Source organism: Glycomyces sp. NPDC049804, assembly GCF_040674615.1.
In the GTDB taxonomy this organism is placed as follows: Bacteria; Actinomycetota; Actinomycetes; order Mycobacteriales; family Micromonosporaceae; genus Glycomyces; species Glycomyces niveus.
In genome coordinates, this window is sequence record NZ_JBFAMQ010000006.1 from 387,386 (window position 1) to 412,348 (window position 24,963).

The window sequence follows — 24,963 nt, forward strand, 5'->3', positions numbered from 1 at the left end:
GCCCGCCCGGTTCCCGCGCCTATGCTCAGGGCATGGCACTCATCTACCGAGCCACCGTGAGCCCCACTAAACTCGAGCTGCTGGCCGCTTGGCTCCCAGGACGCCCTTGGCACACCGGTCCGGCCGGTGACCTGGAACAGGTCGCCGCCTACCGCTTCGACGACCCGGCCGGCGAGGTCGGCGTCGAGACGCTGCTGGTCCGCTCCGGCAATGGACCCGTCCACCACGTGCCGCTCACCTACCGCGCCGAACCTCTCGCGGGCGCCGAGGCGTGGCTGGTCGGCACGACCGAGCACTCGGTGCTCGGCGAGCGCTGGGTCTACGACGCGACGGGCGACCCGGTCTACGCCGCTGCGCTCGCCGGAGCGATCATCGCGGACGCCGGCCAGGCCGAGCAGCTCGTCCTCGTCGAAGACGACCGGCTCGAGCCGCGTGAACTGCACATGGGCATCGCCAGCACGACCCTCACCCCGGACGCGACCGCGCCGGAAGTGCGCCACATCGAACGCGTCGAAGACGGCGACCCCACGCGGATCGTCACCGACACCGTCACCCTGTCGGTGGTCCGCAACCTCGAAGCGGGCGACGACTTCACCGGACCGGCCCTGACCGGCACCTGGCCCGGCCAACCCAAGCCGATCCACCTCGCCGCAGCCGCACCCCGAGGCTGAGTCCTGCTGCCCGTTCTCCAGCCGGTCCCGCTCAGCGGGTAGCGGACCCGCACCCGCGGCCCGAGCCCCGGTTCAAACGAGTGGCGGCCGCCCGGACGGCGACTCGATCGCCATCCGGGCGGCCGCCCTTGCCGATCTGATGTCAGGCGACGCGGAGCTTCCCGCGCGCCCACCAGGCGGTCTGGAGGAGCGCGCCCAGGACGATCGAACCCATGAGCACGTACAGCATCACCTCGTCTGCGACGGCGAGCAGCGACTCGTTGTGCGCGTACCTCCATTGCGGCACTTGAACGCTCGCCGCGAAAGCCGCGCATGCCAATGCTGCCGTGCCGTAGGCGAAGCGTCGGCTCGGCAGCGGCCGGGCGGCCGCGACGAGCACCGCCGCGGCGGCGGCGTACGCCACGGTGAAGCCCACCGGCGCCGGGTGGTCCGGGCTGGAGCCGAGCAGGAAGTACACGGCGGTGACGAACAGCGAGAGCAGCATCGCGGCCAGCGCGCCTGCTTCGGCGAGGTACGTCTTCACCCGCGGCCGCGGCATCCGCCATGAGGCCCAGAGCAGCCAAGGCGCGGGCAAGGCCAGGATCACGATGCCGAGTGCGGTCTGGAGCGGGGCGGACAGGGTGCCGTCCAGGTCGAGCCAGCCCATGAGCAGGAAGAGCCATCCGAACGGGGCGAGCCCCCAGACGATGGCGGGCGCGACGCCCTTGGAAGCAGAGGTCTGCTGTGTCGTGTTCATGGGGCCAGTGTCGCAACCATGCGCAAGCGCCCCACTACCTGAATCGCGCCACCGTTGTAGCGTTCCTACAAGGATTCCCTGCGCCCCCCGCCGATCGCCCCCGTTTTTTCTCGGATTCCCACAACCTGCGATCGCGACCTGGACCGCCGCGGTCAGAGGCGCGGGTCGACCGGTTCGGACTCGAGGGCGAGGATCGCGAACGCGTACTGGTGCACCTGCCACAGGGGAGCGCGCTTGGCCGCGAGGTCGAGCGCTTCGAGGCCGAGCGCGTATTCGCGCAGCGCCTGGGACCGCTTGTGGTGCAGCCGGCGCTGGCGCAGCCGCTCCAGCTGGGCCGGGTCGGTGTAGTCGGCGCCGTAGATGATCCGCAGGTACTCGCGGCCGCGGACCTTCAGGCCGGGCTGGAGTTTCGGCCGGGTGTCGAGGACCGGCTTGACGACCATGCCCTCGCCGCCGGCGGCGCACAGGTCGGTCCACCACCGGGTCGCTTCGGCCTCGTCGGCGGTGCCGAGGGTGACGAAGCGCCGCTGCGTTCCCATGAGCGTCCCGGTCGGGTCGGCTGCCACGAGGGCGTCGATGAGCTCCAGGTGCAGGTCGTGCCGGTGGTCGGCCCGGTTCTCGCCCTCGGTGGCGAGGATCTGGAACGGGGCGAGCCTGATGCCGTCGAGTCCCGAAGTGGGCCAGGAGTAGCGCTGGTACACCGCGGCGAACGCCTCGATGTTGGCGAGGCGGGACGCGGTGCGGGCCTTGAGGTCGGCGACGTCCAGACCCGCCGCGGCGGCCGTTTCGAGCGCGGAGAGGGCGGCCGGGAGGGCCGACGTTCCGGCCGCCGCCACGGACGCGAACTGGTCCTCGATCATCGACCGGGCCTTTGCCGACCAGGGGAGGAGCTCGCAGTCGAGCAGCATCCAGTCGGTCGCCAGGCGGTCCCACAGGCCGGCGCCCTCGGCGGCGGCCGCGACGCGGGCGAGCAGGGCGTCGGTGAGGGCGTCGTCCTCGAAGAAGGCGCGGCCGGTCCTGGTGAGGACCGCGCCGGCCGGGCCGGTGTCGAGGCCGAACCGCTTGCGCGCCACTTCAGGGTCGCGGCAGACGAGGGCGACGGCGCGCGAGCCCATGTGCTTCTCTTCGCAGACGACGCGGTCGGTCTTGCCCCGGTACTGCGCGAAGGCCTGCGCCGGGTGCTCGAGGTAGCCGTCCGCATCGGAGGCGTCGACGGGCGCCATGGTCGGCGGCAGGTACAGGATCCGTCGCGGGTCCTCCGCGAAGCGGCTCATGACCTCCAGCGCGGCGGCCGCGTTCTCGGCCTGGACCTTCACCGTGCCGAGGAGGCGCGTGTCCAGGTACCGGTCGCCCGCCACGTCGTCGAAGTCGAGGGTCGCCGGGTCGCGCTCGGCGGTGACGGGCGCGAGCGGACGCACCGGCGCGTACCACTCGCGTTCGGCGTCGACCGCGACGATGTCGCGCTCGGGGTAGCGCAGGGCGGTGAGCTTGCCGCCGAAGCAGCAGCCGGTGTCGAGGCAGATGGTGTTGTTGATCCACTCGGGTTCGAGGACCGGCGTGTGGCCGTAGACGACCGTGGCCGCGCCGCGGTAGTCCTCGGCCCACGGCAGGCGCACGGGCAGGCCGTACTCGTCGGTCTCGCCCGTGGTGTCGCCGTAGAGCGCGAAGGCCCGCACCTTGCCCGAGGCGCGGCCGTGGAACTCCTCCTTGAGGCCGGCGTGCGCCACGACCAGGTCGCCGCCGTCGAGCCGGTAGTGGCTGACCAGGCCGTCCATGAAGGACTTCGCGCGCTCGCGGAACGCCTCGTCCTCCTTCGCCAGCTGCTCGAGGGACTCGGCGAGGCCGTGGGCGACCTTCACCTTGCGGCCGTTGAGGGACCTGACGAGCTTCTGCTCGTGGTTGCCGCACACGCTGAGCGCGTTGCCCGACTCGACCATGCCCATGACCAGGCGCAGGACGCCCGGCGTGTCGGGGCCGCGGTCGACGAGGTCGCCGACGAAGACCGCGGTGCGGCCCTCCGGGTGGGCGGCGCCGACGGCGCGGCCCTCGTCGTCGCGCGCGATCTCCCAGCCGAGTCCGCCCAGCAGCGTCTCGAGTTCGGACCGGCAGCCGTGGACGTCGCCGATGATGTCGAAGGGGCCGGTCAGCTCGGTCCGGTCGTTCCAGGACTTCTCGTAGACGATGCGCGCGTTGTCGATCGCTTCCTGGCCCTGGAGCCGGTGGACCCGGCGGAAGCCCTCCTTGCCGAGCCCCTTGAGGCTCCGCTTGAGGTCGCGGTGGTGGCGGCGGACGACGGCCTCGCCGAAGTCGCGGTCGGGCCGGGAAGCGTTGCGGGCGACGGCGACCGACGGTTCGACGTCGAGGACGATCGCGTCGACCAGGACGTGGTGCTCTTTGGCGAGCTTGACGAACGCGGCGCGCGCGTGCGGTTGGACGTTCGTCGCGTCGACCACGGTGAGCAGGCCGCGGCGCAGCCGCACGCCGGCGATGTGGTGGAGCAGGTCGAACGCCTCGGTGGTCGCCGTCTGGTCGGACTCGTCGTCGGAGACCAGGCCGCGGCAGAAGTCGGACGAGAGCACCTGCGTGGGCTTGAAGTGCCGCGCTGCGAACGTCGACTTACCGGAGCCGGACACGCCGATGAGCACGACCAGCGACATCGCGGGCACGCGGATCTCCACTGCGTCAGTCACGGTCGAACACTCCCATCTGGGTCGGGGCGCCGGCTTTGGGGTCGACGGCGCCGACCCCCTCGATCCGCACCCGGTAGCCGTACCGGGCGGCGACCGCCTCGGCCCAGGCGGCGAAGGCGGCGCGGTCCCATTCGAAGCGGTGGTCGGCGTGGCGCATCTGGTGCTCCGCCATGCCGAACGTCGCGTTGTACTCCACATTGGGCGTGGTGACGACGACGGTGCGCGGCCGCGCCTCGGCGAAGACCACGCGCTCCATGGCGGGGAGGCGGCCCGCGTCCAGGTGCTCGATCACCTCCATGAGCACGGCCGCGTCGTGGCCCCTGAACCGCTTGTCGCGGTATACGACCGAACCCTGGAGCAGGTGGAGTCGGCGGGCCTGGCGGTCGGCCATGCGGTCGAGCCGCAGGTGCCGCTCGGCGAGGTCGAGGGCGCGCGAGGAGACGTCGACGCCGGTGATCCGCGTGAACCGGCGGTCCTCGAGCAGGGCCGACAGGAGCTTGCCCGAACCGCAGCCGAGGTCGAGGACGGAGGTCGCGCCGGCCGCGCGCAGGGCCGTCGCGACCGCGGCGATGCGGATGCGGTGCAGCGGCTCGGCGCGCTCGGCCCCGGCGGCCTCCTCCTCGACCGGGGCCTCCAGTTCCTCCTGGGCGCCTTCGGCTTCGGCGAGCCTGGCGACGGCGGCGCGCTCGTACGACTTGCGGTGGGCGAGGTAGCGGCGGGTGATGAGCGAGCGGCGCGGGTGGCCGGCGAGCCAGTCCCCGCCGGAGCGGACGAGCTTGTCGACCTCGCCGATGTCGACCCAGTAGTGCTTCGCGTCGTCGAGCACCGGCAGCAGCACGTACAGCTGGCTCAGCGCCTCGGACAGGCGGGCGCGGCCCCGCAGGCGGACCTTGACGTGCCGCGAGTCGGCGTCGAACCCCGGCAGCGGCACCGGCTCCGCTTCCACGTCCCATCCCAAGGGCGCGAACAGCTCCCGCACCAGGTCCGGCCCGCCCTTGCACGGCACCGCGGGCAGGGCGACCTCCAGCGGCATCGCGGCCGCGGCCAGCTCGGGCCGGTCCTCGCTGACGCCGGTGCGGGCGGTGGAGAAGACCTTCCCGAGGGCGACGGCCAGCAGCGACGAGGCCGCGTACGGCCGGTCGTTCACATACTGGCTCAGCGAGGCGTCCCCGACCCGCCGGAGCGCAGCCGCGCCAGCCGAGCGGGATCCACTTCGAGCAGCAGCGCCACCGTGCACCGCTCGGCCGTCGCCTCGGGGTAGAACACCCACGCGGTGCCGAACGACTGGTCGAACGACTGCACGCGCTCAGGGTGCTTGCGCAGCAGCCAGCTCAGATCGGTCGCGGGGTCCATGGTGGTCGTGATGGTCAGGAGCACCCGCCGATCATGCCACCGGCTCACGCCCGACCGCCAGCCGATATGCGGCGAGGGCCCGGCTTCGAGACCGGCCGTCGTGCCGCCAAGGGACACAAGGGACCGCGGCCCGAGCCGTCTCGCACGCGCGTGCAACCGGACGGGGCCCGGCGGCGTATGGCACTTGAGCGAAACGCGCACCGCCACACCGCTGGGAGTCGACATGTCCGCCGATGCACGGGAGTTCCGGGTGCTGGGGCCGGTGGAGCTGGTCGTGGGGGGCCGGCCGGCGGCCCTGGATGCGGCCAAGCCCCGGACGCTGCTGGCATTGCTGCTGCTGCATCTGAACCGTCCGGTCGGGCACGACTGGCTGATCGATCAGCTGTGGGGCGAGAAGCCGCCCCGGACCGCCGAGGCGACACTGCGGACCTATGTATACCAATTGCGCAAGCGCCTGCTCGGCGACGGCGATACGACGGTGATCCGGAGCCGGAGCAAGGGCTACGTGCTGGAGTCCGAGGACGAGGCGATGGACGCGCACCGCTTCGAGACGCTCGCGGTGCAGGGCCGACAGATGCTGCGGCACCGGCGATTCGGCGAAGGCGCGGCCCTGCTCCGGGAGAGCCTGGGACTCTGGCGCGGCGCCGTCTCGTTCGCCGACGCCGACGCCGAAGCCGTGCGCGACAAGGCCCGGCTGCTGGACGAGCTGCGCTTGGAGGTCGTCGAGCAGTGCCTGGCGGCGGAGCTGGAGGCGGGCTCGCCCATCGCCACCCTCGCCGAATTGGAAGCCCTCACCGCCGAGCATCCGGTGCGCGAAGGCCTGTGGCGCCTGCTCATGCTCGGCCTCTACGGCGCCGGACGGCAGGCCGAAGCGCTCGAGGCCTACCAGCGCCTGTACCGCCTGCTCGACACCGAGCTCGGCATCCGGCCCTCACCGCCGATCGACGAGTTGCACCGCCGCATCCTGCGGGACGACCCCCGACTGCGACCCGCCGCTCCGGCGAGCGTCTCGGCAGGCAGGGCGGCTCCCTCACGGCCGGCGGCACCGCGGCAGCTGCCGTCCTCGGTCGGTCACTTCACCGGCCGCGAAGCGCAGTTGTCCATATTGGATGAACTGCTCGCCGCCCCGGTCGAATCGGCCGGAGCGGCGGTCGCGGCCGTCACCGGCACCGCCGGGATCGGGAAGACCGCCCTCGCCGTCCACTGGGCGCACCGGGTCGCCGACCGGTTCCCCGACGGGCAGCTGTACCTCAACCTGCGCGGTTTCGACCCCGTCGGGCAGCCGATGTCCCCGGGCGAAGCCCTGCGGCACTTCCTCGAAGCGCTGCGCACCGCCCCGGCGCAGATGCCGAGCGACCTTGAAGGCCAAGCCGCCCTCTATCGCAGTCTCCTGTCGGACAAGCGCATCCTGGTGCTCCTCGACAACGCCCGCGACGTCGACCAGGTCCGCCTGCTCCTGCCCGGCACCGCCGCAAGCACGGCCCTCGTCACCAGCCGCAACAGCCTCTCCGGGCTCGTCGCCCACGGCGCCCGGCCGATCGCCCTCGCGGGCCTCGACAATGGAGACTCCGGGCGATTCCTGCAGCGCCGCATCCGCGACGGGCGGACCGCCGCCGAACCCGAGGCCGCCGCGAGGATCATCGAAGCCTGCGGTGGACTCCCGCTCGCGCTGGCCATCGTGGCCGCCCGCGCCACCATCCGCCCTGACTTCTCACTGACCGCCCTGGCCGCGACGCTGCACCACACTGACGCGCGCCTCGACGCGCTCGCCGACCCCGACCCCAGGGTCGATCTCCGCACCGTCTTCTCCTCGTCGTACCGCGACCTCACGCCCGCCGCGGCCCGGCTGTTCCGGCTCCTCAGCGTCCATCCGGGGCCCGACATCACGCCGGAGGCGGCCGCCGCCGTCGCGGGCGGCACCGCGTCTTGGGCCGGACGCCTGCTCGTCGAACTGGCCCACGGCAACCTGCTCTCGGAACCGACCCCCGGGCGGTTCGCCTTCCACGACCTCCTGCGCGCCTACTCCGCCGAACTCGCCGCGACCGTCGACACCGCTGCGGACAAGAAAGCGGCGGCGCTGCGACTGCTGGACTGCTATCTCCACACCGCTTACGCGGGCAGTCGTCTCATCGATCCCAACCGGGACCCCATCGCACTCCCCGCGGCGCCTCCCGGCGTCGCGCCCATAGGCCTCGCCGACGCCGAGACCGCCATGGCGTGGTTCGCCGCCGAAGGCGCGGCGCTGGCGGCCGCCGTCCATCACGCGGCCGAGCACGGCTTCGACGCGCACTGCTGGCGACTGGCCTACACGCTCCGGGACCATCTCGACCGCGGCCCCTGGCAAGACCAGGCGGTCATGTGGCAGACGGCGATGGACGCCGCCCGCAGGATCGGGGACGCCGGGGCCGAAGCCCGGGTGATCCGCCTGCTCGCCGAGGCGCACAGCCAGCTCGGGCGCACCGAGGACGCCCAGGCGCTCCTCGACCGGTCGCTGGCCCTGTGCCAGGACCTCGACGACCGTATCGGCCAAGCCCACGCCCACCTCATGCACGGGCGGCTCTGGATGCGCCAGGGACGGACCGCCGAGGCGATGGACAGCGCGCACCGCGCACTCGACTTGTACCAGGCGGCAGGCCATCGCAGCGGACAGGCCAACGCGCTCAACGGGATCGGGTGGAGCCATGCCCAGTCGGGCGATTACCGGAAGGCACTGGCCTACTGCGAGGCGGCCATGGCCCTCCTGAAATCGATCGGGGACCGCCACGGCCAGGCCGCCACCGCGGACAGCCTCGGCTACGCCCATCACCGCCTCGGGCGGCAGTCCCGGGCCGTCGCCTTCTACCGGCACGCCCTGGCCTTGTACCGGGACCTCGGCCATGCTCAAGGCGAGGCCGTCACCTTCGTCAACCTGGGCGACGCCCAGCACGCGGGCGGTGACGCCGCGGCGGCCCGGCGGTCGTGGCAGCGGGCCGTGGCCATCCTCGATCGTCTCGGCCACGCCGACGCCGAGGCGGTCCGGGCCAAACTCGCCGCGCTGCAATAGCGGAAGCGGCGGGAAGCGTAGCTCTTCCCGCCGCTCTCAGCGTGCTCACACGCAGGACGTCTCAGCATCCATAGTGGTCAGCTCGGCCTGTGCGGCAGGGTCCGGCACCGCGCTGTTCAAAGCGGTGACGAGGGCGTCGGCGCCCTCGCCGGCCAACTGCTCCTCGATGCCCTGGTCGACGACCTCTTCCTCCGACGCGGTGGCGAAGGCCGCGGCGTCCTGCACGGTGCCTTCGGATTCGCCGTTGCCGATCATGCCGTCGTCGTAGGGGATCTCCGAGCCTTCACCGAGGCCGCGCCACTGGGCCGGGGTGTATTCCCCGTCCTCGTCGCAGATGGCCTTCTCCCAGCGGACGGCCATGACGTACTGGTGGCCGACCTCGACCCGGGGGAAGTCGTGGAGCGCCATCTCGACGGTCGCGGAGGTGTCGCCGTCGGCGAAGTACCAGCCGAGGCCCGAGTACTCCCAAGTAGAGGGTGCGGCTTGCGGCGCGCCCTCCCTCGACCAGAGCACCTCTTCGACCGTGAGCGAGACGACGCGGCCGATGACGCCCTCGCCGCGTTCGACTTCCGCCGCGGTCGGCTCGAGTGCCCGCTCCGACACGGCCTCGACGACGATGACGTGGTCGGCGTAGGTGACCCAGTCGCTCGCCGTCACGCTCGGGAGGTGGTCGCTGCCGCTCCCCAGCAGCACGTCCGACTGCGCTTCGAGGCCGGTGTGGACAGCGGGGTCGGATGCGGGGGCGGCGAGGGCCGCGACGATGACGCCGGTGACCGAGGCGGCTGCGATGAAGCCGGCGGCGGCGGCGATGCGGGTGCGTTTGCGCATGGGTCCTCCTCAGTAGGTGGCGTTGATGTTCTCGATGTTGTTCGCTTGGAGCTCTTCGTCATTGCTGACCGGCGTCTCCATGCAGCCGAGCTTCTCGTCGGTCCTGCTCTTCCTCGGCGACGCGTCGTCGCCGTGCGTCAGGCCGACGGCGTGCCCGGTCTCGTGGCAGACGAGGCCCTGCCCGTAGTGGCCGCCGCCGCGGATGCGGATGTACTGCTGGTCGCATTTGAGGGTGGTGGCGGCGTTGTTGCAGAAGGTGTAGCCGTCGACGCTGGAGGACAAGCCCGACGAGCTCTCCTCGAAGACGATGTCGGTCTCCGCGCTGCCGGAGAACGAGGGGGTCGAGTCGTACGTGACGGAGAGGTCGGTCGGCTCGTAGATGTTGTTCATGACGTTGTTGACGACGGAGCGGTCGCCGGCCTCGAGCTTGTTGCTGCCGCCGCTGTCCATGTAGTACGTGAGGTCCGAGTTGTCGGTCTGGCAGAAGCCCGACTGGTGGGGTCCGCTGACGCTGAAGCAGCCCACCGTGAGGTACTGCGTGGGGTACATGTTGTCGGTGTAGGCCGCCCAGGCGACGCCCGCCGTGACCGCCACGGTGGTGAAGGCGGCGACGGCTATGCATGCGGCTCTGAGGCTCAGACGTTTCGCAGAGGTTCGTGGCATGGGAATGTTCCCTTCCTGGCCGATCAGGGGTGCGATCGCTTGGTTCGAGCGGGGGAGCGGGGCGATCACGCGAAGTGGCTCCAGTCTCGCGCGGCGGCGTGGAGCCATTGTGGTGGGAAAGTGGAGCGGCTGACGGGGAGCGGGTCGGCGCGGTATAGTTGGTCGATCGTATTGGACGATCGACCAAGAAGGTGGACATGCCCCGCCAGACCAATGCCGAACGCGGTCGCGAGGTGCGCGTCCGGCTCATCGCCGCCGCGCAGGAACTCATCGCCGAGATCGGCTGGAACGCCGTGAGCACCCGCCTCCTCGCCGAGCGCGCCGGCATCCGGTCCGGCCTGGTGCACTACCACTTCGAATCGCTGCAGGCGCTGCTGCGGCAGGCCGCGGTGGAAGGGATGCGGCCCCTGCTCGAGGGCGCCGCCGCCGGACTGGACGCCGCTCCGGATCCGGCCGACGCCGTCGAGGCGCTGCTGGTCGAGGTCGACCGGTACACCGGGGCCGACCCGGCCTCGCTGCTCGTCATCGAGGCGTACCTCGCCGCCACCCGTGACCCGGACCTGCGCGACCAGATGCGCGGGCTCATGGACGACTTCCGCACCCACCTCACCGCCGCGCTCGCCCGCGCGGGCCGCACCGACCCCGAGGACGCCGCGACCCTCATCATGGCCGCGATCGACGGCCTCCTCCTCCACAAGAGCCTCGACGCGCGGCTGTCGGCCGCCCGGCTCGCGCCCCTCCTGCACCACCTCGCCCGACCCTCGAACGGAGCAGCACAATGAGAGCCGTCATCTGCGGCGCCGGCATCGCCGGCCTCGCCCTCGCCCACCGCCTCCACCACCACGGCTGGGACGTCCACCTCGTCGACCGCGCTCCCGGGCCGCGCCCCCAGGGCTACATGATCGACTTCTTCGGCCCCGGACACGAGGCGCTGCGCCTGATGGGCCTGGGCGAGGAGCTGAACCGGCACGCCAGTCCCGTCGAGGAGTTCCGCTACATCGACGACCGCGGCCGCACCACCGTCCGCATCGACTACGCCCTCTTCGCCAAAGCCCTCGGCGGCGAACTCGTCAGCATCATGCGGCCCGCCCTCGAGCGGCTCCTGCGCGAAGCCCTTCCCGACCAGGTCGACCTGCGCCACCGCACCACGATCGACACCATCGACGACGACCGCGTCCACCTCTCCGACGGCACCGCGGTCGACGCCGACCTCGTCGTCGGCGCCGACGGCATCCACTCGCGCGTCCGCGCCCTCGCCTTCGGCCCCGAGCAGGACTGCCTGCGGCGCCTCGGGATGCACACCGGCGCTTACCTCTTCACCGACCCGGAGCTGTTCGCGCAGGTGCGCGGCCAGTTCGTGCTCACCGAGACCCGCAACCGGCAGATGGGCTTCTACGGCCTCACCGACGACCAGGTCGCCGTCTTCGCCGTCCACCGCACGCCCGGCACCGCCTTGTCCGACGACCCCCGCGCCGCTTTCCGCGCCGCCTACACCGGCATGGGCCACCTCGCCGAACGCGCCCTCGCCGCCTGCCCCGACCCCGACCAGGTCTACTACGACCAGGTCGCCCAGATCGACCTGCCGCAGTGGAGCAAGGGCCGCACCGTCCTCCTCGGCGACGCCGCCCACGCGGTCTCCCTCATCGCCGGTCAAGGCGCCTCACTCGGCGTCGCGGGCGCCTACCTCCTGGGCGAGTGCCTCGATCGAGCCTCCTCGGTGGAGGACGGCCTCGCCGAATACGAACGCCGCTGGCGCCCCGTCGCGGGCGGCGTGCAGCGCGCCGCCCGCGACCACGTCACCGAATGGTTCCTGCCCCGCACTTCCACCAGACTCCTCCTGCGCCGCTGGGGCTTCCGCGCGATGCAGCTCCCGGGCCTCGACCGCCTCCTCGTCGGCCCCCTCTTCCCCAAGGGCCGCAAACACATCGCCGAACTCGCCGCCTGACCGCCCGCCATCGGCGGCACCGCTCCGCGAGGGCCGCGAACGGCACGGTGCCCGCCCCGGCTGACTTCCGCCTCAGGAGAGGCGGACCCGGCGGCGGTCTCGCACCGGACGGCGGAACCGTCGCGGCGGTGGTCGACCGGCCCGCTCGGGCATGCGACGCTTGACGCATGCGCCGCATCAAAGTCCCGCCTCTGGTCCTGCGTGCGGTGGCGTGGTCGCAGCGCCTGTGGTGGCGGATGGCGAAACCGGCCACGTTCGGAGTGAAGGCGTTCCTGACGCTGCCTGACGGCCGGTTCCTCGTGGTCCGCCACGCCTATGGCGACACCGCGAGGTGGGGGCTCCCCGGCGGCGGGTACAAGCCGGTCCGGGAGATGCCGAAGCAGGCCGCGGCCCGGGAGATGTGGGAAGAGCTCCGCATCGCCATGGACGCCGCCGAGTTCACCGTCCTCGACCGCGCCCAGACCGCCGCGGAAGGCAAGCGGGACACCGTCACCATCGTCACCGCGCCGTCGCCGACGGCCCATGTCCACCTCGCCGCCGAGATCGCCGAAGCCAAGTGGATCCGCAGCCTCGACGAACTCGGCGGCGCCCCGGTGTCCCGCTGGCTCAAAGCGGCATTGGCGCTCACCGGGCGGTCGCATCCCTAACGTGTCGAACGGAAAGCGGGCCTTCATGTCTGAAGTCGTCGTCGTCCACGCCAATGAGGCGCCACCGCAGTCGTGGGACGCCGCGGTGTTCCTCGCCGGTCCACTGCCGCGCTCGGCCGATGTGCCCGCGTGGAACCGCGACGCCGCCGCCCTCCTGCGGGAGCAGTGGCGCCACGTCGGCCGCCTGGTCGTGTTCACCCCCGAGCTGCGTGAAGGCGTGCTCGCCGACTACACCGGCCAAGCCGACTGGGAATCCCGGTGGATGCACGCGGCCGATGCGATCGTGTTCTGGGTCCCCAGGGACATGGACACCATGCCCGCACTGACGACGAACATCGAATACGGAGCGTGGGTCGCCTCCGGCAAAGTGGTGTTCGGAGCACCGCCGACCGCGCCGAAGAACGAATACCTGCGGCACCTCGCCGAGGCGAACGGCGTGCCGGTCCGCGACACCCTCGCGGACACGGTCAGGGCCGCGCTGGCGCAGGTGGGAACCGGCGCGCACCGCACCGACGGCGAGCGCACCGTGCCGCTCCAGGTGTGGGCGACCGACAGCTTCCAGGCCTGGTACCGCGCGCAGCGGGCCGCGGGCAATGGCCTCATCAGCGCCCGCGTCGAATGGACGTTCCGGGTCGGCCCGGCCCGCGACATCGTCTTCTACTGGGCCGCGCACGTCGAAGTCCATGTGGCGGAGGAGGACCGCGTGAAAGCGGACGAGGTCGTGCTCTCGCGCCCTGACACCGCGCAGGTCGCGTTGTACCGCCCCGGCCGCACCCTGGACGACACCGTGGTGGTCCTGGTGCGCGAGTTCCGCTCCCCGGCAACGACAGCGGACGGCTTCGTCCACGAACTCCCCGGCGGCAGCGGCATCCGGCACGACCCGACCGCTCGGGCCGTCGACGAAGTCCGCGAGGAGACCGGTCTGGTCCTGGACGCCGACCGTCTGCGCCCGCTGGGCGCACGCCAGGTCGCCGCCACGGTCTCGGCCCACCGGGCGCACCTGTTCGCCGCCGAGATCACCGGCGAAGAACTCGAGTGGCTGCGCGCACGCCAGGACGTCCCCGGCGGCGACGGCGGCGGTTCGGAACGCACCTGGATCGAGATCGCCGCCTACGGCGACATCCGCGACCGGCGCCTCGTCGACTGGGCGACGCTCGGCATGATCACGCAGGCGCTGGCGGACTGAGCGACCAGCCGGATCGCGGTGCGTCGAGCGCGGTCCCGCGGCCAGGCTGACGCCCGGCGACACCGCCGCCAGTGGCCCGGTCCCCGAGCGGTGTCGGGCTCCGCCGCGGAACCGCCGTCGCCGGCCTGACTCCTGCGGTGCGAGCACGGCCCGATCGCGCCCCCGAACCCCGGCGCCGCAACACGTCCCGCAGCCGGCGGGCGGCGTCGCTTCGATGGGGTCACATGAGCTGGGGGAGCACCCGTTCGCCGAAGCGGTCGATGAAGCGCTCCTGATCGGCGCCGACCTGGTGGAGGTAGAGGCGGGTGAAGCCGAGGTCGCCGTAGCCGGCCAGGAGCGCGGCGTGGCGGTCCAGGTCCGCGGTGATGTGGACCGCGTCGTCGAGGGCGTCGGGGGCGAGGTCCGCGCAGGCGGCGTCGAACTGCTCGGGCAGCCCGAGCTCCTGGTTCGTCTCGCGGGGCAGCGCGGCGAACCGCCACTGCTCGAGCGCTTGGGCGCGAGCGCGGTCTTCGTCGGGGTGCCAGGAGAGGTGGACCTGGAGGTGCAGCGGTCTGCCTTCGCCGCCGCCTTCGCGGAAGGCCTCGGTGATCGCGCGCAGGCGCTCGTGCGGGGCGTTGACGGTGATGAGCCCGTCGGCCCAGGCGGCGACCTCGCGGGCGGTCTGCGGTGAGAGCGCGGCGGCGAACAGCGGCGGCGGCGCGGCCGGTCGCGTGTAGAGCCGCGCGGCTCGGACCGAAACGCGCCCTTCGTGGTCGACCGTCTCGCCGTCCAGGAGGCGGCGGATGAGGCCGGCGCATTCGGTCAGACGCGCGTTCCGTTCGGGCTTGGACGGCCAAGGCGCGCCGGTGATGTGCTCGTTGAGGGCCTGCCCGCTGCCGAGCGCGGGCGTGAACCGGCCCGGGAAGAGCTCGCCGACGGTGGCGACGGCCTGCGCGGTGACGGCGGGGTGGTAGCGCACGCCGGGGGCGGTCACGATGCCGAACGGCACGCTCGTCGCCCCCATCGCCGCGCCCAGCCAGGTCCACGCGTACCCGGACTCGTCCTGCGCGGTGCTCCAAGGCGCGAAGTGGTCGGAGGAGAGGACGGCGGCGAAGCCCGCGGCCTCGGCCGCCCGGGCGGCGGCGGCGAGGCGCGAGGGCGGGAACTGCTCGTGCGAGGCGTGGTATCCGATCTCCATGGCGGCCTCACTTGAAGACGTGCGCACGGGGGCGCAGCCAGCGGTAGCCGTGTCCGGCGAGGCGCAGCGCCGGCGGGTCGTCCCCTTCCGGCGGGTACTCGCCGTCGGCGAGGACGTCGACGAGGTCCTCCAGATCGCAGTCGGGGACCCGCACCTCGACGTCTTCGGCACTGAGGTTGACGAGGGTGACGACGACGCCGTCCCGCTCGTCCTCGTGCCGGAGGGCGACCACCGAGGGGCGGCCGGTGTCGAGCACCCGGTACCGGCCGTGTCCGATCTCGGTGAGCCCCAGCCTGGTCCGCACCATGTCGCCGACCTTCGCGAGGAGGCTGTCCGGGCGGCGCTGCTGGTCGTAGACGCTGACCTCCGCGCAGCCGAACGGGCCGTCCTTCAGCGGCTCGGCGACGAGCCGGTCCGGCGAGGCGCTGGAGAACCCGGCGTTGTCGCCCGCGGTCCACTGCATCGGGATGCGGACGCTGAGGCGCTCGCGGCGCGACAGGTCGTCGCCCATGCCGATCTCGTCGCCGTACTGGAGCACCGGCGTGCCCGGCATCGACAGCAGGAGCGCGTGGGCGGCGGCGACGCGCCGCGCGTCGCCGCCGAGCATCGGGGCGATCCGGCGGCGGATGCCGCGGCCGTACGCGCGCATGTCCTCGTCGGGTGCGAACACCGCCATGACCTCCTCGCGCTCCTCCTCGCTGAGGCGCTCGAGGTCGAGTTCGTCGTGGTTGCGCAGCCAGTTCGCGAACTGGCTGCCGGCGGGCGGGGGCGGCAGCTCGCCCAGCGCCCGGTGGACCGGTTCGGCCTCGCCGCGGGCCAGCGCGAGGAACACGTGGTTGTTGAGCCAGAAGTTCAGGAGCACGGTCAGGCCGTCGCCGCCGAGGAAGTAGTCCTCGTACTCCTCCACGGGCACGTCGACCTCGCCGATGAGCACCGCCTCGGGGTGGCGCAGCGCCACGAAATCGCGCAGCTCCCGCAGCAGGTCGGTGCCGTCCTGGAACGCGGGGTCGGCTCCGGCGGCGCGGACCATGTATGGGACGGCGTCCACGCGGAAGCCGGAGGCGCCGAGCCGCAGCCAGAACGCCATGATGCGCCGGATCTCCCGGCGCACTTCGGGGTTGGCGAGGTTGATGTCGGGTTCGTGGGCGTAGAACGTGTGCCGGTAGTACTGCCCGGCCTGCTCGTCCAGCGTCCACACGCCGTCCTCCACTGTGGGGAAGACCGAGGCGATGCCGTCGTCGCGCGGCTCGTCCGACCAGATGTAGTAGTCGCGATAGGGGGAGTCGCGATCGGCGCGGGCCGCTCGGAACCACGGGTGCTGGTCGGAGGTGTGCTGCACGACGAGGTCGAGGATGACGCGGATGCCCGCCTCTTCGGCGGCTTCGAGGAGTTCCACCACGTCGGGGAGGGTCCCCAGCCGCGGGTCCACGGAGAGGTGGTCGGCCACGTCGTAGCCGCCGTCCTTGAACGGCGACGGGTAGAACGGCAGCAGCCACAGGCACGTCGCCCCGAGCCCCCGCAGGTGCTCGAGGCGTCTCGTGACGCCGCGCAGGTCGCCCCAGCCGTCCCCGTCCGAGTCGCGGAACATGGCCGGGTCGACGGCGTAGACAACGGCATTGCGGTACCAGAGCGGCTGCATGGGGCTCCTTCGGCGAGTAGGTCACAGAGGACCTGCGAGTGCCCGACCGGGCCCGCCGGGAAACCCGGCGAGGCGGGCGACCGCCGGTTGCCGGCGGTCCCGCTTCGACAGCGTGAAGGTTCACCCACTACGCTCCACCACGAGACGGGCGCATCCGGTACGGACCACGACCGTGAGCACCGGCATCGAAGGGACGGGACCGTGGCCAAACGCGTGACGATCCTCGACGTCGCCGCCGAGGTGGGCGTGTCCCGCCAGACGGTGACGCGCGCGATGAACGGCACGGGCCGCATCAGCGAGGCGACGCGGCGGCAGGTCCTCGACGCCGCCGACCGCCTCGGCTACCGCCCGAGCCGCTTCGCCCGCAGTCTCGTGACCCGCGAGAAGACCCACGCGATGGGCTTCGTGGTCGCCTCGTTCCGCAACCCCTACTACACCGACCTCGCCGCCTCGCTCCTCGAAGCCGGCGCCGACCGCGGCTGGCAGATCATGGTCGCCTCGACCGAACGCGGCATGGACGAGGCGCTGGCGATGCTCGCCCCGCAGGTCGACGTCATCGTGGGCCATCTCGCCGGCACTGACGCCCACCTCCGGCGGGTGTGCGGGGGACTCCCCCTGGTGCGGCTCGACGCCGAGTTCCCGTCCGGGTCCGACGCGGCGCCCGGCGTGCACGCGGTCGGCGTCGACCTCAAGACCGGCGTCGAAGAGGCGGTCTGCGTCCTGCGGGAGCGCGGCGCCCAGACCTTCGGCATGGTCGACTCGGCGAACTACCAGCGCCACTTCGGAGGCGGCGCGGTCGCACCGCGACGGCGGTGGTTCGAAGACGCCGTGGGCGACGACCTGACCGGCGTCATCGTCGGCGACGAGTCCATTTCGGGCGGCGGCCGGGCCTTCACCGAGCTGATGGAGCGCCATCCCGGCACCGACGCGGTCCTGATGTTCAACGACCTCATGGCGCTCGGCGCGGTCCAGAGCGCGCACCACCTCGGCATCGAGGTCCCCCGGCACGTCAGCATCGTCGGCGTCGACGGCCTGGCCCTCGGCGAGGCGGTCGAGCCGCCGCTCACCTCCATCGCCATCGACCGAAGCGAGTTCGCCGGCCATGTCATGGACGTCGTCGAAACCCTCGCCGAGGCCGAGTTCGCCCGCGTCGAACCGATCCGTCGCCGGGCCGCCTCCCGCGTGCTGTGGAGAGGCAGCGCCTGAGCGTGCGCGCCGAACGCGCCTCCGGCCCCGAACGCGTGCGTGAACCTTCACCCAACCGACACTCGCGACCACGACCGATCTGAAACCGAGGAACCCGTGAACCCTTCCGCCACAGGCCAGCACCTGCCCGACCTCATGGTCGGCGCCAACTACCACCCGCACGACTCCGACCCCGCCACCTGGCGCCGCGACGTTGCGATGATGCGCGAGGCCTGCATCCGCATGGTGCGCCTCGGCCACCTCGCCTGGGACACCTTCGAACCGAGCGACGGCGAATTCACCTTCGAATGGTTCGACGAGGTCATGGACCTCATGCAGGCCAACGGGGTCGCCGTCATCCTCGACATCGCGGTCCGGCCCGCGCCGCTGTGGCTCCACCGCAAGCACCCCTCCATCGACGTCGTCGACTCCCACGGCAACCGGCTCTACCCCAACCACCGCTACATGGACGACGTCGGCGACCCCGCCTTCCGCTCCCACGCGATGCGCTTCGCCGACCGTCTGACCAAGCGCTACGCCGGCCATCCCGCGCTGGCCGCCTTCGGCATCGACAACGAGCCCGGCGACGGCCCGATCTCCTACTCCGAGACCGTCCGCTCCCGCTTCATCGCCTGGCTCGAGGACAAGTACGGCACTGTCGAAGCACTCGACACGGCCTGGGCCGGCCACCGCTGGTCCCGCCGCATCGGCGACTTCGCCGACGTCGGCCTGCCGCAGTCCGGGACCTACACCGGCGCCCCTGAACGGGTCCTCGACTTCCGCCGTTTCATCTCCCACGAGGTCGAGACCTACCTCGAAGCGCTCCTCGACGTGGTCGAGGCGAACGCGCCGGGCATGCTCACCACCACGAACATGTGGTACTACGCCGACAAGAAGCACTTCGACTACGCGCCTTCCGCCTACAGAGGACGGATCACGCGCGCCGGGAACGGCTTCTACCCGGGCGGGGCGATCATCGACAACGAGGGCCTGCGCGGCGCCCTGTTCGGCATGGCCCGCATCCAGTACGAGAACACCACCCCGTTCTGGTGCACCGAGTTCACCACGATGACCGCCGTCCCCGGCTCGATCCGCAAGTCCGCCTACGCCTCCCTGATGATGGGCAACCAGCTCGTGTGCGGCTGGACCTGGCAGACCATGCACGCGGGGGAGGAGCAGTTCCTGCAGGGCATGGTGGACTGGGACGGCCGCCCGAACCGCAAGCTCGACGAGTACCGGCGCATCGCGGCCGAGTTCGCCAAGCTCGAGGGACGCGGCTTCCCCTACCGGCCGCGCGCCGAGGTGGCGGTGGCGCTGGACTTCCCCAGCCAGATCGCCAGCGCCGTCTTCCCCGAGCGCCACGACCGGCAGGCCCAGACCGCGTTCGAAGCGGTCATCGACCGCAACCTCGACGTGCGCGTGGTCGACCTCGCCCGCAGCGCGCTCGAGTTCAAGCTGCTGGTCGTGCCCGGCGTGCTCGTGCTCGCCGAGGCGGCCGCCGCCCGCGTCCGCGCCTTCGTCGAAGGCGGCGGCACCGTGATCATGACCTCGTACTCGGCCGCATTGGACGCCGACGGCCAGGCCTTCGCCTCGACCCGCCCGGGCCGGCTCGACGACGTCTTCGGCATCCGCGTCGGCTCCTACGAGGAGACCGCGATGCTCAACGAACTCGCGCTCGGCCGCGCCGGGAGCGAACGGCTCGACTTCGACTTCGGCGGCCGCGCCGTCTCGGCCGCGACCCCGCGGTTCGACCTCGTCGAGCCCACCACCGCCGAAACACTCGCTCGCGCCACGGGTCTCGACGCGCCGTACCCGCTGATCACCGCCAACCGGTACGGCTCGGGCCGGGCGGTGTACGTCGCCCTGCCCGCGCGGCGCGAAGTCCTCGACCCGCTCCTCGAATCCGAACTCGCCCTGCTCGAGGTCGCCGCCGGACCGGCGGTGCCCGCCGGCGTCATGGCCCGCGCCGTGGACGAGCGCCACGTGCTCTACCTCAACCTCGACGCCGAGCCGAAGTCGATCGCGCTCCAGGGCGAGGCCACCGGGGTGCTCTCCGAGGCCCGCTTCGACGGCGGGTTCCTCCTCGGCCCCTACGACGCCGAGGTGGTCGAACTGGACTGACCGGCGTCCTCGTCGTCGAAGGCGGCGGCGACGCGGTCCCGGAGCGGGCGGCGCCCGATCGCCTCCGACACCTCGATGAGCAAGTGCGCCAAGGGCATGGAGAGTTCTTTGTCGAGTTCGGCGATGGCCGCGGTGGTCGCCTCCCACTCCGCCGTGATCTGCGGGACCAGCCGCCGGGCCTTCGGGGTCAGGGAGATCAGGCGCCGGCGGCTGTCGTCCGGGTCGGCGGTGTGGGCGACCAGGCCCGCGCGGGCCATCTGGATCGCCGTCTGGCTGGCGGCGGAGTGGGTGACGCCGACCTTGGCGGCCAGGTCGCGGACCGACTGGGGGCCTTCGGCGAGGAGGACGCGGACGACGGGGGAGAAGCGGGGGCGGTACTCGGGGAGCCCCCGCTCCCGGTAGTAGGCGGCCACATCGCCCTCGAGCTGCTCGAGGACGTGGCGGAGGAGGGTGCCGAGGGCGGCGGGATCGGGATGGCTCTGCACACTGATATTCTAACAGCGCTGTTATAAATGCGAAGGAGGAGCGATGACCGGTCTCTATCCCCCGGTGGAGCCGTACGAGCACGGCATGCTCGACGTGGGCGACGGCAACCTCGTGTACTGGGAGGCGTGCGGGAACCCGGAGGGCAGGCCCGCCGTGGTGATGCACGGCGGCCCCGGATCGGGCGCGGGCTCGTTCTGGCGGCGCCTGTTCGACCCCGAGGCCTACCGGATCGTCCTGTTCGACCAGCGCGGCTGCGGGCGCAGCGTGCCCGACGCCGCCGACCCGGGAACCTCGTTGGCCGCCAACACCACCGCGCACCTGATCGCCGACACCGAACGGCTCCGCGAGCACCTGGGCGTCGAACGGTGGCTCGTCATCGGCGGCTCGTGGGGCGTCACGCTCGGCCTCGCCTACGCCGAGGCGCACCCCGACCGCGTCTCGGAGCTGGTGCTGTTCAGCGTCACCAACACCACCCGCCGCGAGGTCGCCTGGGTGACCCGGGACATGGGCCGGATCTTCCCCGAAGAGTGGGCCCGCTTCCGCGACACCGTGCCCGAGGCCGAACGCGACGGCAGCCTCGTCGACGCGTACGCCCGCATGCTCGAGGACCCCGACCCGTCCGTCCGCGAGACGGCGGCGCGGGAGTGGTGCCGCTGGGAGGACGTGCACGTCTCCACCGACCCCCGCCACGAGCCCGACCCCCGGTTCGACGACCCCCGCTTCCGGATGCGGTTCGCCCGCCTCGTCACCCACTACTGGCGCCACGCCGGATTCCTCGAGGACGGCGCGCTGCTGCGCGATGCGGGGAACCTCGCCGGGATTCCCGGTGTGATGATCCACGGGCGCCTGGACATCAGCGGCCCGGCCGACATCGCCTGGAACCTCGCGCAGGTGTGGAAGGACGCCGAGCTGGTGCTCATCTCCAACGAGGGCCACGGCATCTCCGGCGACGCGACCGCGGAGGCCATCGTGGCGGCCACGGACCGGTTCGCCCGGTAAGCCCGCCTCGGGTCGATCGCTCGCTTGCCGAACCCGCGGCCTCAAGACGCGCAAGGTTGGGGTCACTCAGAGCCGCTCCCGGCAGGCGCTGCTTCGGATCGGTCGACGCGCGGCACCTCCTGGAGGACCCTGACACCGTGCTCCAAGGCGACCCGGTGCTCCACCTGCGCCGCTTACGGTCCGAGCGCGACGCGGCGGCGATACGCTCGTGCCATCGTGAAAGGAGCGGCGATGCGCGACTGGAACTGGCGGCGTCTGCGCGAGCGCCATCGGCTGGCCACGGCCGCGCCGCGGCCGGACGCGGTGTTCGAGAGCCGCTGGGCCCGCGTCGACGGCGTGCGGCTGCACTGGCGGGCGACCCGCGAGGACCCGCCGGGGACACCGGTGCTCCTGGTCCACGGCATGGCCGTCTCGCACCGGTACCTCATGCCGCTGGCCGCGCGGCTCGCCGAGCGGTACCCGGTGCGGGCGCTCGACATGCCGGGCTTCGGACTCAGCGGCGACCCGGGCGCCCCCTTTGACGTCTCGGCGCTGGGTAAGTGGATCGCCATGTGGCTCGAGACGATCGGGGAAGGACCCGTCGCCGTCGTCGGCAACTCCTTCGGCGCGCAGGTCGCCACCGCCCTGGCCGAGGAGCACCCGGCGCTCGTGCGAAGCGTGGTCCTGGTGGGCCCCACGATGGATCCCGCCTACCCCACGAAACTCCGGCAGACGTGGCACTGGGTCCGCGGCCTCCCGTACGAGGACCCCGGCCAGCTGCCGGTGATCCTGCGCGACCTCGCCGACGCCGGCCTGCGGCGCGCCTGGCGCACGTTCGACATCGCCCTGGCCGACCGGATCGACCGGCGCCTGCCCCGCGTGCAGGCGCCCGTCCTCATCACCCGCGGCGCCAAGGAGACTGTGGCCTCGCAGCGCTGGATCGGCGAACTCGACCGCCTGCTGCCGCACGCCGAGACCGCCGTCGTCCCAGGAGCCCCGCACGACGCGAACTACACCACCCCCGACGAACTCGCGGCGCTGGTGATCCCGTTCCTCGAACGCACCGCGGGCGAATGAGGCCGCCCGCCCGCGGGGAGGGACGCCTCCGTGCGCGGGCCGGTCGCGTCAGCCGAGTTCCTGGATCAGCCCGATGATGACGCCGGCGGGACCGCGCACGTAGCCGTACCGCACGGAGTCCTCGTATTGCGCGATCTCGCCGACGAGCTCGGCGCCGTGCGGGCGCAGCTGCTCGAAGGCCTCGTCCACATCGTCGACGACGAACGCGAGGCGCGGGATGCCCGGCGTGCTCACCGGCTCCCACGGCGCCGGGGCGGTCGCCTCGGGGCTGTGGATGACCGACAGTTCGACCTGGCTGTTGCCGTCCGGTGTCCGCAGCATGGCGATGTCGGCCCGGAGGCCCTCCAGCGCGGTGACCTTGTCCGCCCATTCGCCGCTCACGGGCGCCTGCCCCACCAGCTCCATGCCGAGCGCGGTGAAGAAGCCGATGGCGGCCGGGAGGTCGTCGACCACGATCCCGGTGTGGTCCATTCGCTTGAGCGCCATAGTGTCTCAATCCCCTTCGTGGTGGCGGCGGACGCTGCTGCCGACCCGGCTGAGGTCGGTCCCGCGGACGTGCAGCGAGAACGCGTCTCGCTGCCGATGTTACGGACGCGGTGCACGTCCCCGGCGGCGCGAAGCCGCCGACCTCGCCGCGAAGGTGACCGAGATCGACCGCTGCCGCAGGGTCTACCTCGTCACCTACGGCGGACCGCCGGACCCGCCCGCCACCGCGGCATTCGCCGCCGCGCTCCACACCGCGGCGAGGCGGTACAAGGCCTGAGACAGGCCACCTCTTATTGATAATCGTTGTCGAAATCGGTAGTTTGGGCGGATGGAGATCGATCACGTCGTACTCGCCACCCGCTCCCGGCAAGAGGCCGAGCAGGCGCTGGCCCGAGCCGGTCTCGGCATAGCGCGAGGCCGGGAGATGCCTGGTCTGGGTCTGTCGAACCTCGTTGTGCCGCTGCGGCACGGGCAGATCCTTGAAATCCACTACCCGAACGGGAAGGAGCCCGCGCCGGGCGCCCCGCCGCTGCTGCAGTTCGACACGGAAGCGCTCGAGGCGCACCCCGAGGACACCCTGATACCGGTGGCCTGGCTGGTCGCGGTCGAGGAGGAAGCGCGACTGCGCGAACTGGCCGCGTTGCATGCGATGTCGCTCATCGAGGCGCCCGCGGAGGGACCGGGCTTCCCTCCGTACCTGCTGGCCGGGTTCGGCCAGAACTTCGCACGGCGCTTCCTGCCCTGCCTGATCCACTGGTCGGAGGGGTTCCCGCCGCTCCGGGCCGAACACGGCCGCGAGCCGGTGGGCATCACCGGGATCGACGTGGCCGGGCCGCGCGACGTCATCGAGGACTGGTGCGGGGGCCGGCCCGCGGGGCTGCGAACCGTGCCGGGGACGTCGGGCGCCGTGCGCGTCGCGATCGGATTCGCCGACGGCGGATCGGTCACCCTGGGAGTCGCCCCGACCGGGTGACGCCGCTCGGCGGCTGTGGGGAACAGGGGTCCGGACCGGCGACCGGCCCGGACCCCGGCTGGTTGCAGCCGCGCCTGGATCTCTTGCAGGGTGGCGATCTCGGCCGTCTGCGCCTCGATCACCGCGTCGGCGATCACGGCGGCGTCGGCGTTCTGGCCTTCGGCGTGGTGCTCTTCGGCCATGGTGACCGCGCGCTCGTGGTGGGCGATCGGCGACCGTCGCGACCGTGGCCGTCTCGGTGCGGCAGGCGGCGTCGGTGCAGGCGTGCCCGGTCGAGTGCATCAGTGCGACGCCCGCGGCCACCACGATGAGGGCGGCCTTCCAGAGCGATCGCAACCAGGTCAATTCGCTGGCCTTCAAAAGGCGTGCAGGGGCTGGACGGTCCCTGCCGGCTTCAGCCGGGCGGGGACGACGCGCCCATGGTGATCGACCGGCCGGAGCCGCCGCAGCGGACCTGAGGCCGACTGCTATGCCCGGTACAGGGACCGCAGGCTGGCCACGAGCACCTCGGGCGCCTCCACGGCGGTGAGGCGGCCGGCGGTGATCTCGTCGGAAGCCGCGTGGACGAGGCTGTAGAGGGAGGTGACCAGCCACGACACGGGAAGGTCGGTGCGGAAGGCGCCGTCGTCCCGTCCCCGGGTGATGAGCTCCTCGATGCGCCGCAGGATCGGGTCGTGCCGGGCGCGCAGCCACTGCGGGGAGACGTCGCCGATGATGTTGTCGCGCAGGTTCCTGTTGCGCTCCATCAGATGCCACTGGTCGCGCACGACCCTCGCCAGTGCCGCATCGGCGGGTCCGGAGGTGTCGACTCCCTCCCAGGCCGCTTCGGTCTCCTCGAACGCCCGGTCCATGAGGGCCTTCGCGAGTTCGGTGCGGGAAGGGAAGTGGCCGTAGAGGGTCACGCGCCCCACGCCGGCGGCCTCGGCGACCTCGGCGACGCTGACGCCGGGCCGGGAGCTGTAGAGCTTGAGCCCCGCGTCGAGGATCTTGTCGATGTTGCGCTGGGCGTCGGCACGGCGCTGCCCGCTGGGCCGCCGTGCCGACGCGGTGGTCTTTGCCTCGGCCCAGCCGGGAAGGTA

General features: G+C 72.2%; 21 protein-coding genes and 2 pseudogenes. 12 read left to right on the forward strand and 11 right to left on the reverse strand.

Annotation, left to right across the window (positions count from 1 at the left end):
* The first annotated feature begins 32 nt into the window (after positions 1–32).
* Complete coding sequence (locus AB0K52_RS12840) at positions 33–671, forward strand: hypothetical protein (protein WP_363530476.1); 639 nt, start codon at positions 33–35, stop codon at positions 669–671.
* A 142-nt stretch (positions 672–813) separates the two neighbouring features.
* On the opposite strand, the gene AB0K52_RS12845 is transcribed toward AB0K52_RS12840, so the two are convergent.
* The 3 genes and pseudogenes from AB0K52_RS12845 to AB0K52_RS12855 all read right to left on the reverse strand — a co-directional run bounded on the left by AB0K52_RS12845 (position 814) and on the right by AB0K52_RS12855 (position 5,474).
* Positions 814–1,407 carry a hypothetical protein gene (locus tag AB0K52_RS12845; protein WP_363530479.1) on the reverse strand — a complete coding sequence of 198 codons (594 nt, stop codon included), beginning with the start codon at positions 1,405–1,407 and terminating at the stop codon, positions 814–816.
* A 152-nt stretch (positions 1,408–1,559) separates the two neighbouring features.
* Positions 1,560–4,064 (reverse strand): polynucleotide kinase-phosphatase, encoded by a 2,505-nt coding sequence (locus AB0K52_RS12850; RefSeq protein WP_363530583.1) that lies wholly within the window; start codon positions 4,062–4,064, stop codon positions 1,560–1,562.
* Positions 4,065–4,089: 25 nt separating this feature from the next.
* Positions 4,090–5,474: pseudogene (locus tag AB0K52_RS12855) on the reverse strand (3' terminal RNA ribose 2'-O-methyltransferase Hen1).
* A 199-nt stretch (positions 5,475–5,673) separates the two neighbouring features.
* On the opposite strand from AB0K52_RS12855, the gene AB0K52_RS12860 reads away from it, so the two are divergent.
* Positions 5,674–8,493, forward strand: a complete 2,820-nt coding sequence (locus AB0K52_RS12860) for a BTAD domain-containing putative transcriptional regulator (RefSeq protein WP_363530482.1) — start codon at positions 5,674–5,676, stop codon at positions 8,491–8,493.
* Positions 8,494–8,538: 45 nt separating this feature from the next.
* Here the strand turns inward: AB0K52_RS12860 and AB0K52_RS12865 are convergent, their stop codons facing one another.
* Both AB0K52_RS12865 and AB0K52_RS12870 read right to left on the reverse strand, forming a co-directional pair.
* Entirely contained in the window at positions 8,539–9,321 is a 783-nt protein-coding gene (locus tag AB0K52_RS12865) for a hypothetical protein (protein ID WP_363530485.1), read from the reverse strand.
* 9 nt (positions 9,322–9,330) lie between these two features.
* Positions 9,331–9,984: a hypothetical protein gene (locus AB0K52_RS12870; protein ID WP_363530488.1), complete on the reverse strand. Its 654-nt coding sequence runs from the start codon at positions 9,982–9,984 to the stop codon at positions 9,331–9,333.
* 197 nt (positions 9,985–10,181) lie between these two features.
* On the opposite strand from AB0K52_RS12870, the gene AB0K52_RS12875 reads away from it, so the two are divergent.
* The 4 genes from AB0K52_RS12875 to AB0K52_RS12890 all read left to right on the forward strand — a co-directional run bounded on the left by AB0K52_RS12875 (position 10,182) and on the right by AB0K52_RS12890 (position 13,762).
* A complete protein-coding gene (locus AB0K52_RS12875) occupies positions 10,182–10,766 on the forward strand; it encodes a TetR family transcriptional regulator (RefSeq protein ID WP_363530491.1) in 585 nt (194 codons plus the stop codon).
* Positions 10,763–11,929 (forward strand): FAD-dependent monooxygenase, encoded by a 1,167-nt coding sequence (locus AB0K52_RS12880; RefSeq protein ID WP_363530494.1) that lies wholly within the window; start codon positions 10,763–10,765, stop codon positions 11,927–11,929. The genes AB0K52_RS12875 and AB0K52_RS12880 overlap by 4 nt, the downstream gene beginning before the upstream one ends.
* Before the next feature lie 167 nt (positions 11,930–12,096).
* The gene (locus tag AB0K52_RS12885) at positions 12,097–12,576 is read left to right on the forward strand and encodes an NUDIX hydrolase (RefSeq protein ID WP_363530497.1); all 480 of its coding nucleotides are present in this window, start codon (positions 12,097–12,099) and stop codon (positions 12,574–12,576) included.
* Positions 12,577–12,601: 25 nt separating this feature from the next.
* Positions 12,602–13,762, forward strand: coding sequence for a nucleoside 2-deoxyribosyltransferase domain-containing protein (locus AB0K52_RS12890; RefSeq protein WP_363530500.1), 1,161 nt, complete (start codon positions 12,602–12,604; stop codon positions 13,760–13,762).
* A 220-nt stretch (positions 13,763–13,982) separates the two neighbouring features.
* On the opposite strand, the gene AB0K52_RS12895 is transcribed toward AB0K52_RS12890, so the two are convergent.
* Together AB0K52_RS12895 and AB0K52_RS12900 are read right to left on the reverse strand one after the other, a co-directional pair.
* The gene (locus tag AB0K52_RS12895) at positions 13,983–14,939 is read right to left on the reverse strand and encodes a TIGR03885 family FMN-dependent LLM class oxidoreductase (RefSeq protein ID WP_363530502.1); all 957 of its coding nucleotides are present in this window, start codon (positions 14,937–14,939) and stop codon (positions 13,983–13,985) included.
* A 7-nt stretch (positions 14,940–14,946) separates the two neighbouring features.
* Positions 14,947–16,578: an alpha-amylase family protein gene (locus tag AB0K52_RS12900; RefSeq protein ID WP_363530505.1), complete on the reverse strand. Its 1,632-nt coding sequence runs from the start codon at positions 16,576–16,578 to the stop codon at positions 14,947–14,949.
* A gap of 201 nt (positions 16,579–16,779) precedes the next feature.
* On the opposite strand from AB0K52_RS12900, the gene AB0K52_RS12905 reads away from it, so the two are divergent.
* Positions 16,780–17,784 (forward strand): LacI family DNA-binding transcriptional regulator, encoded by a 1,005-nt coding sequence (locus tag AB0K52_RS12905; protein WP_363530508.1) that lies wholly within the window; start codon positions 16,780–16,782, stop codon positions 17,782–17,784.
* A 96-nt stretch (positions 17,785–17,880) separates the two neighbouring features.
* Positions 17,881–19,884, forward strand: coding sequence for a beta-galactosidase (locus tag AB0K52_RS12910; RefSeq protein WP_363530511.1), 2,004 nt, complete (start codon positions 17,881–17,883; stop codon positions 19,882–19,884).
* Here AB0K52_RS12910 and AB0K52_RS12915 read toward each other — a convergent pair.
* Entirely contained in the window at positions 19,854–20,369 is a 516-nt protein-coding gene (locus AB0K52_RS12915; protein ID WP_363530514.1) for a MarR family transcriptional regulator, read from the reverse strand. The two genes, AB0K52_RS12910 and AB0K52_RS12915, sit on opposite strands and share 31 nt — an antisense overlap.
* A gap of 43 nt (positions 20,370–20,412) precedes the next feature.
* On the opposite strand from AB0K52_RS12915, the gene pip reads away from it, so the two are divergent.
* Both pip and AB0K52_RS12925 read left to right on the forward strand, forming a co-directional pair.
* Positions 20,413–21,369, forward strand: a complete 957-nt coding sequence (gene pip, locus AB0K52_RS12920) for a prolyl aminopeptidase (RefSeq protein ID WP_363530517.1) — start codon at positions 20,413–20,415, stop codon at positions 21,367–21,369.
* 231 nt (positions 21,370–21,600) lie between these two features.
* The gene (locus AB0K52_RS12925; RefSeq protein ID WP_363530520.1) at positions 21,601–22,425 is read left to right on the forward strand and encodes an alpha/beta hydrolase; all 825 of its coding nucleotides are present in this window, start codon (positions 21,601–21,603) and stop codon (positions 22,423–22,425) included.
* 48 nt (positions 22,426–22,473) lie between these two features.
* Here the strand turns inward: AB0K52_RS12925 and AB0K52_RS12930 are convergent, their stop codons facing one another.
* Positions 22,474–22,911: a VOC family protein gene (locus AB0K52_RS12930; protein WP_363530523.1), complete on the reverse strand. Its 438-nt coding sequence runs from the start codon at positions 22,909–22,911 to the stop codon at positions 22,474–22,476.
* 154 nt (positions 22,912–23,065) lie between these two features.
* On the opposite strand from AB0K52_RS12930, the gene AB0K52_RS12935 reads away from it, so the two are divergent.
* The gene (locus AB0K52_RS12935) at positions 23,066–23,188 is read left to right on the forward strand and encodes a hypothetical protein (protein ID WP_363530526.1); all 123 of its coding nucleotides are present in this window, start codon (positions 23,066–23,068) and stop codon (positions 23,186–23,188) included.
* Positions 23,189–23,239: 51 nt separating this feature from the next.
* A complete protein-coding gene (locus AB0K52_RS12940) occupies positions 23,240–23,884 on the forward strand; it encodes a VOC family protein (RefSeq protein ID WP_363530529.1) in 645 nt (214 codons plus the stop codon).
* 89 nt (positions 23,885–23,973) lie between these two features.
* On the opposite strand, the pseudogene AB0K52_RS12945 reads toward AB0K52_RS12940, so the two are convergent.
* Both AB0K52_RS12945 and AB0K52_RS12950 read right to left on the reverse strand, forming a co-directional pair.
* Positions 23,974–24,093 (reverse strand): annotated as a pseudogene (locus tag AB0K52_RS12945) (DUF305 domain-containing protein); the annotation flags it as partial.
* A gap of 258 nt (positions 24,094–24,351) precedes the next feature.
* A partial coding sequence (locus tag AB0K52_RS12950) for a TetR/AcrR family transcriptional regulator (protein WP_363530532.1) occupies positions 24,352–24,963 on the reverse strand: 612 nt, incomplete at its 5' end.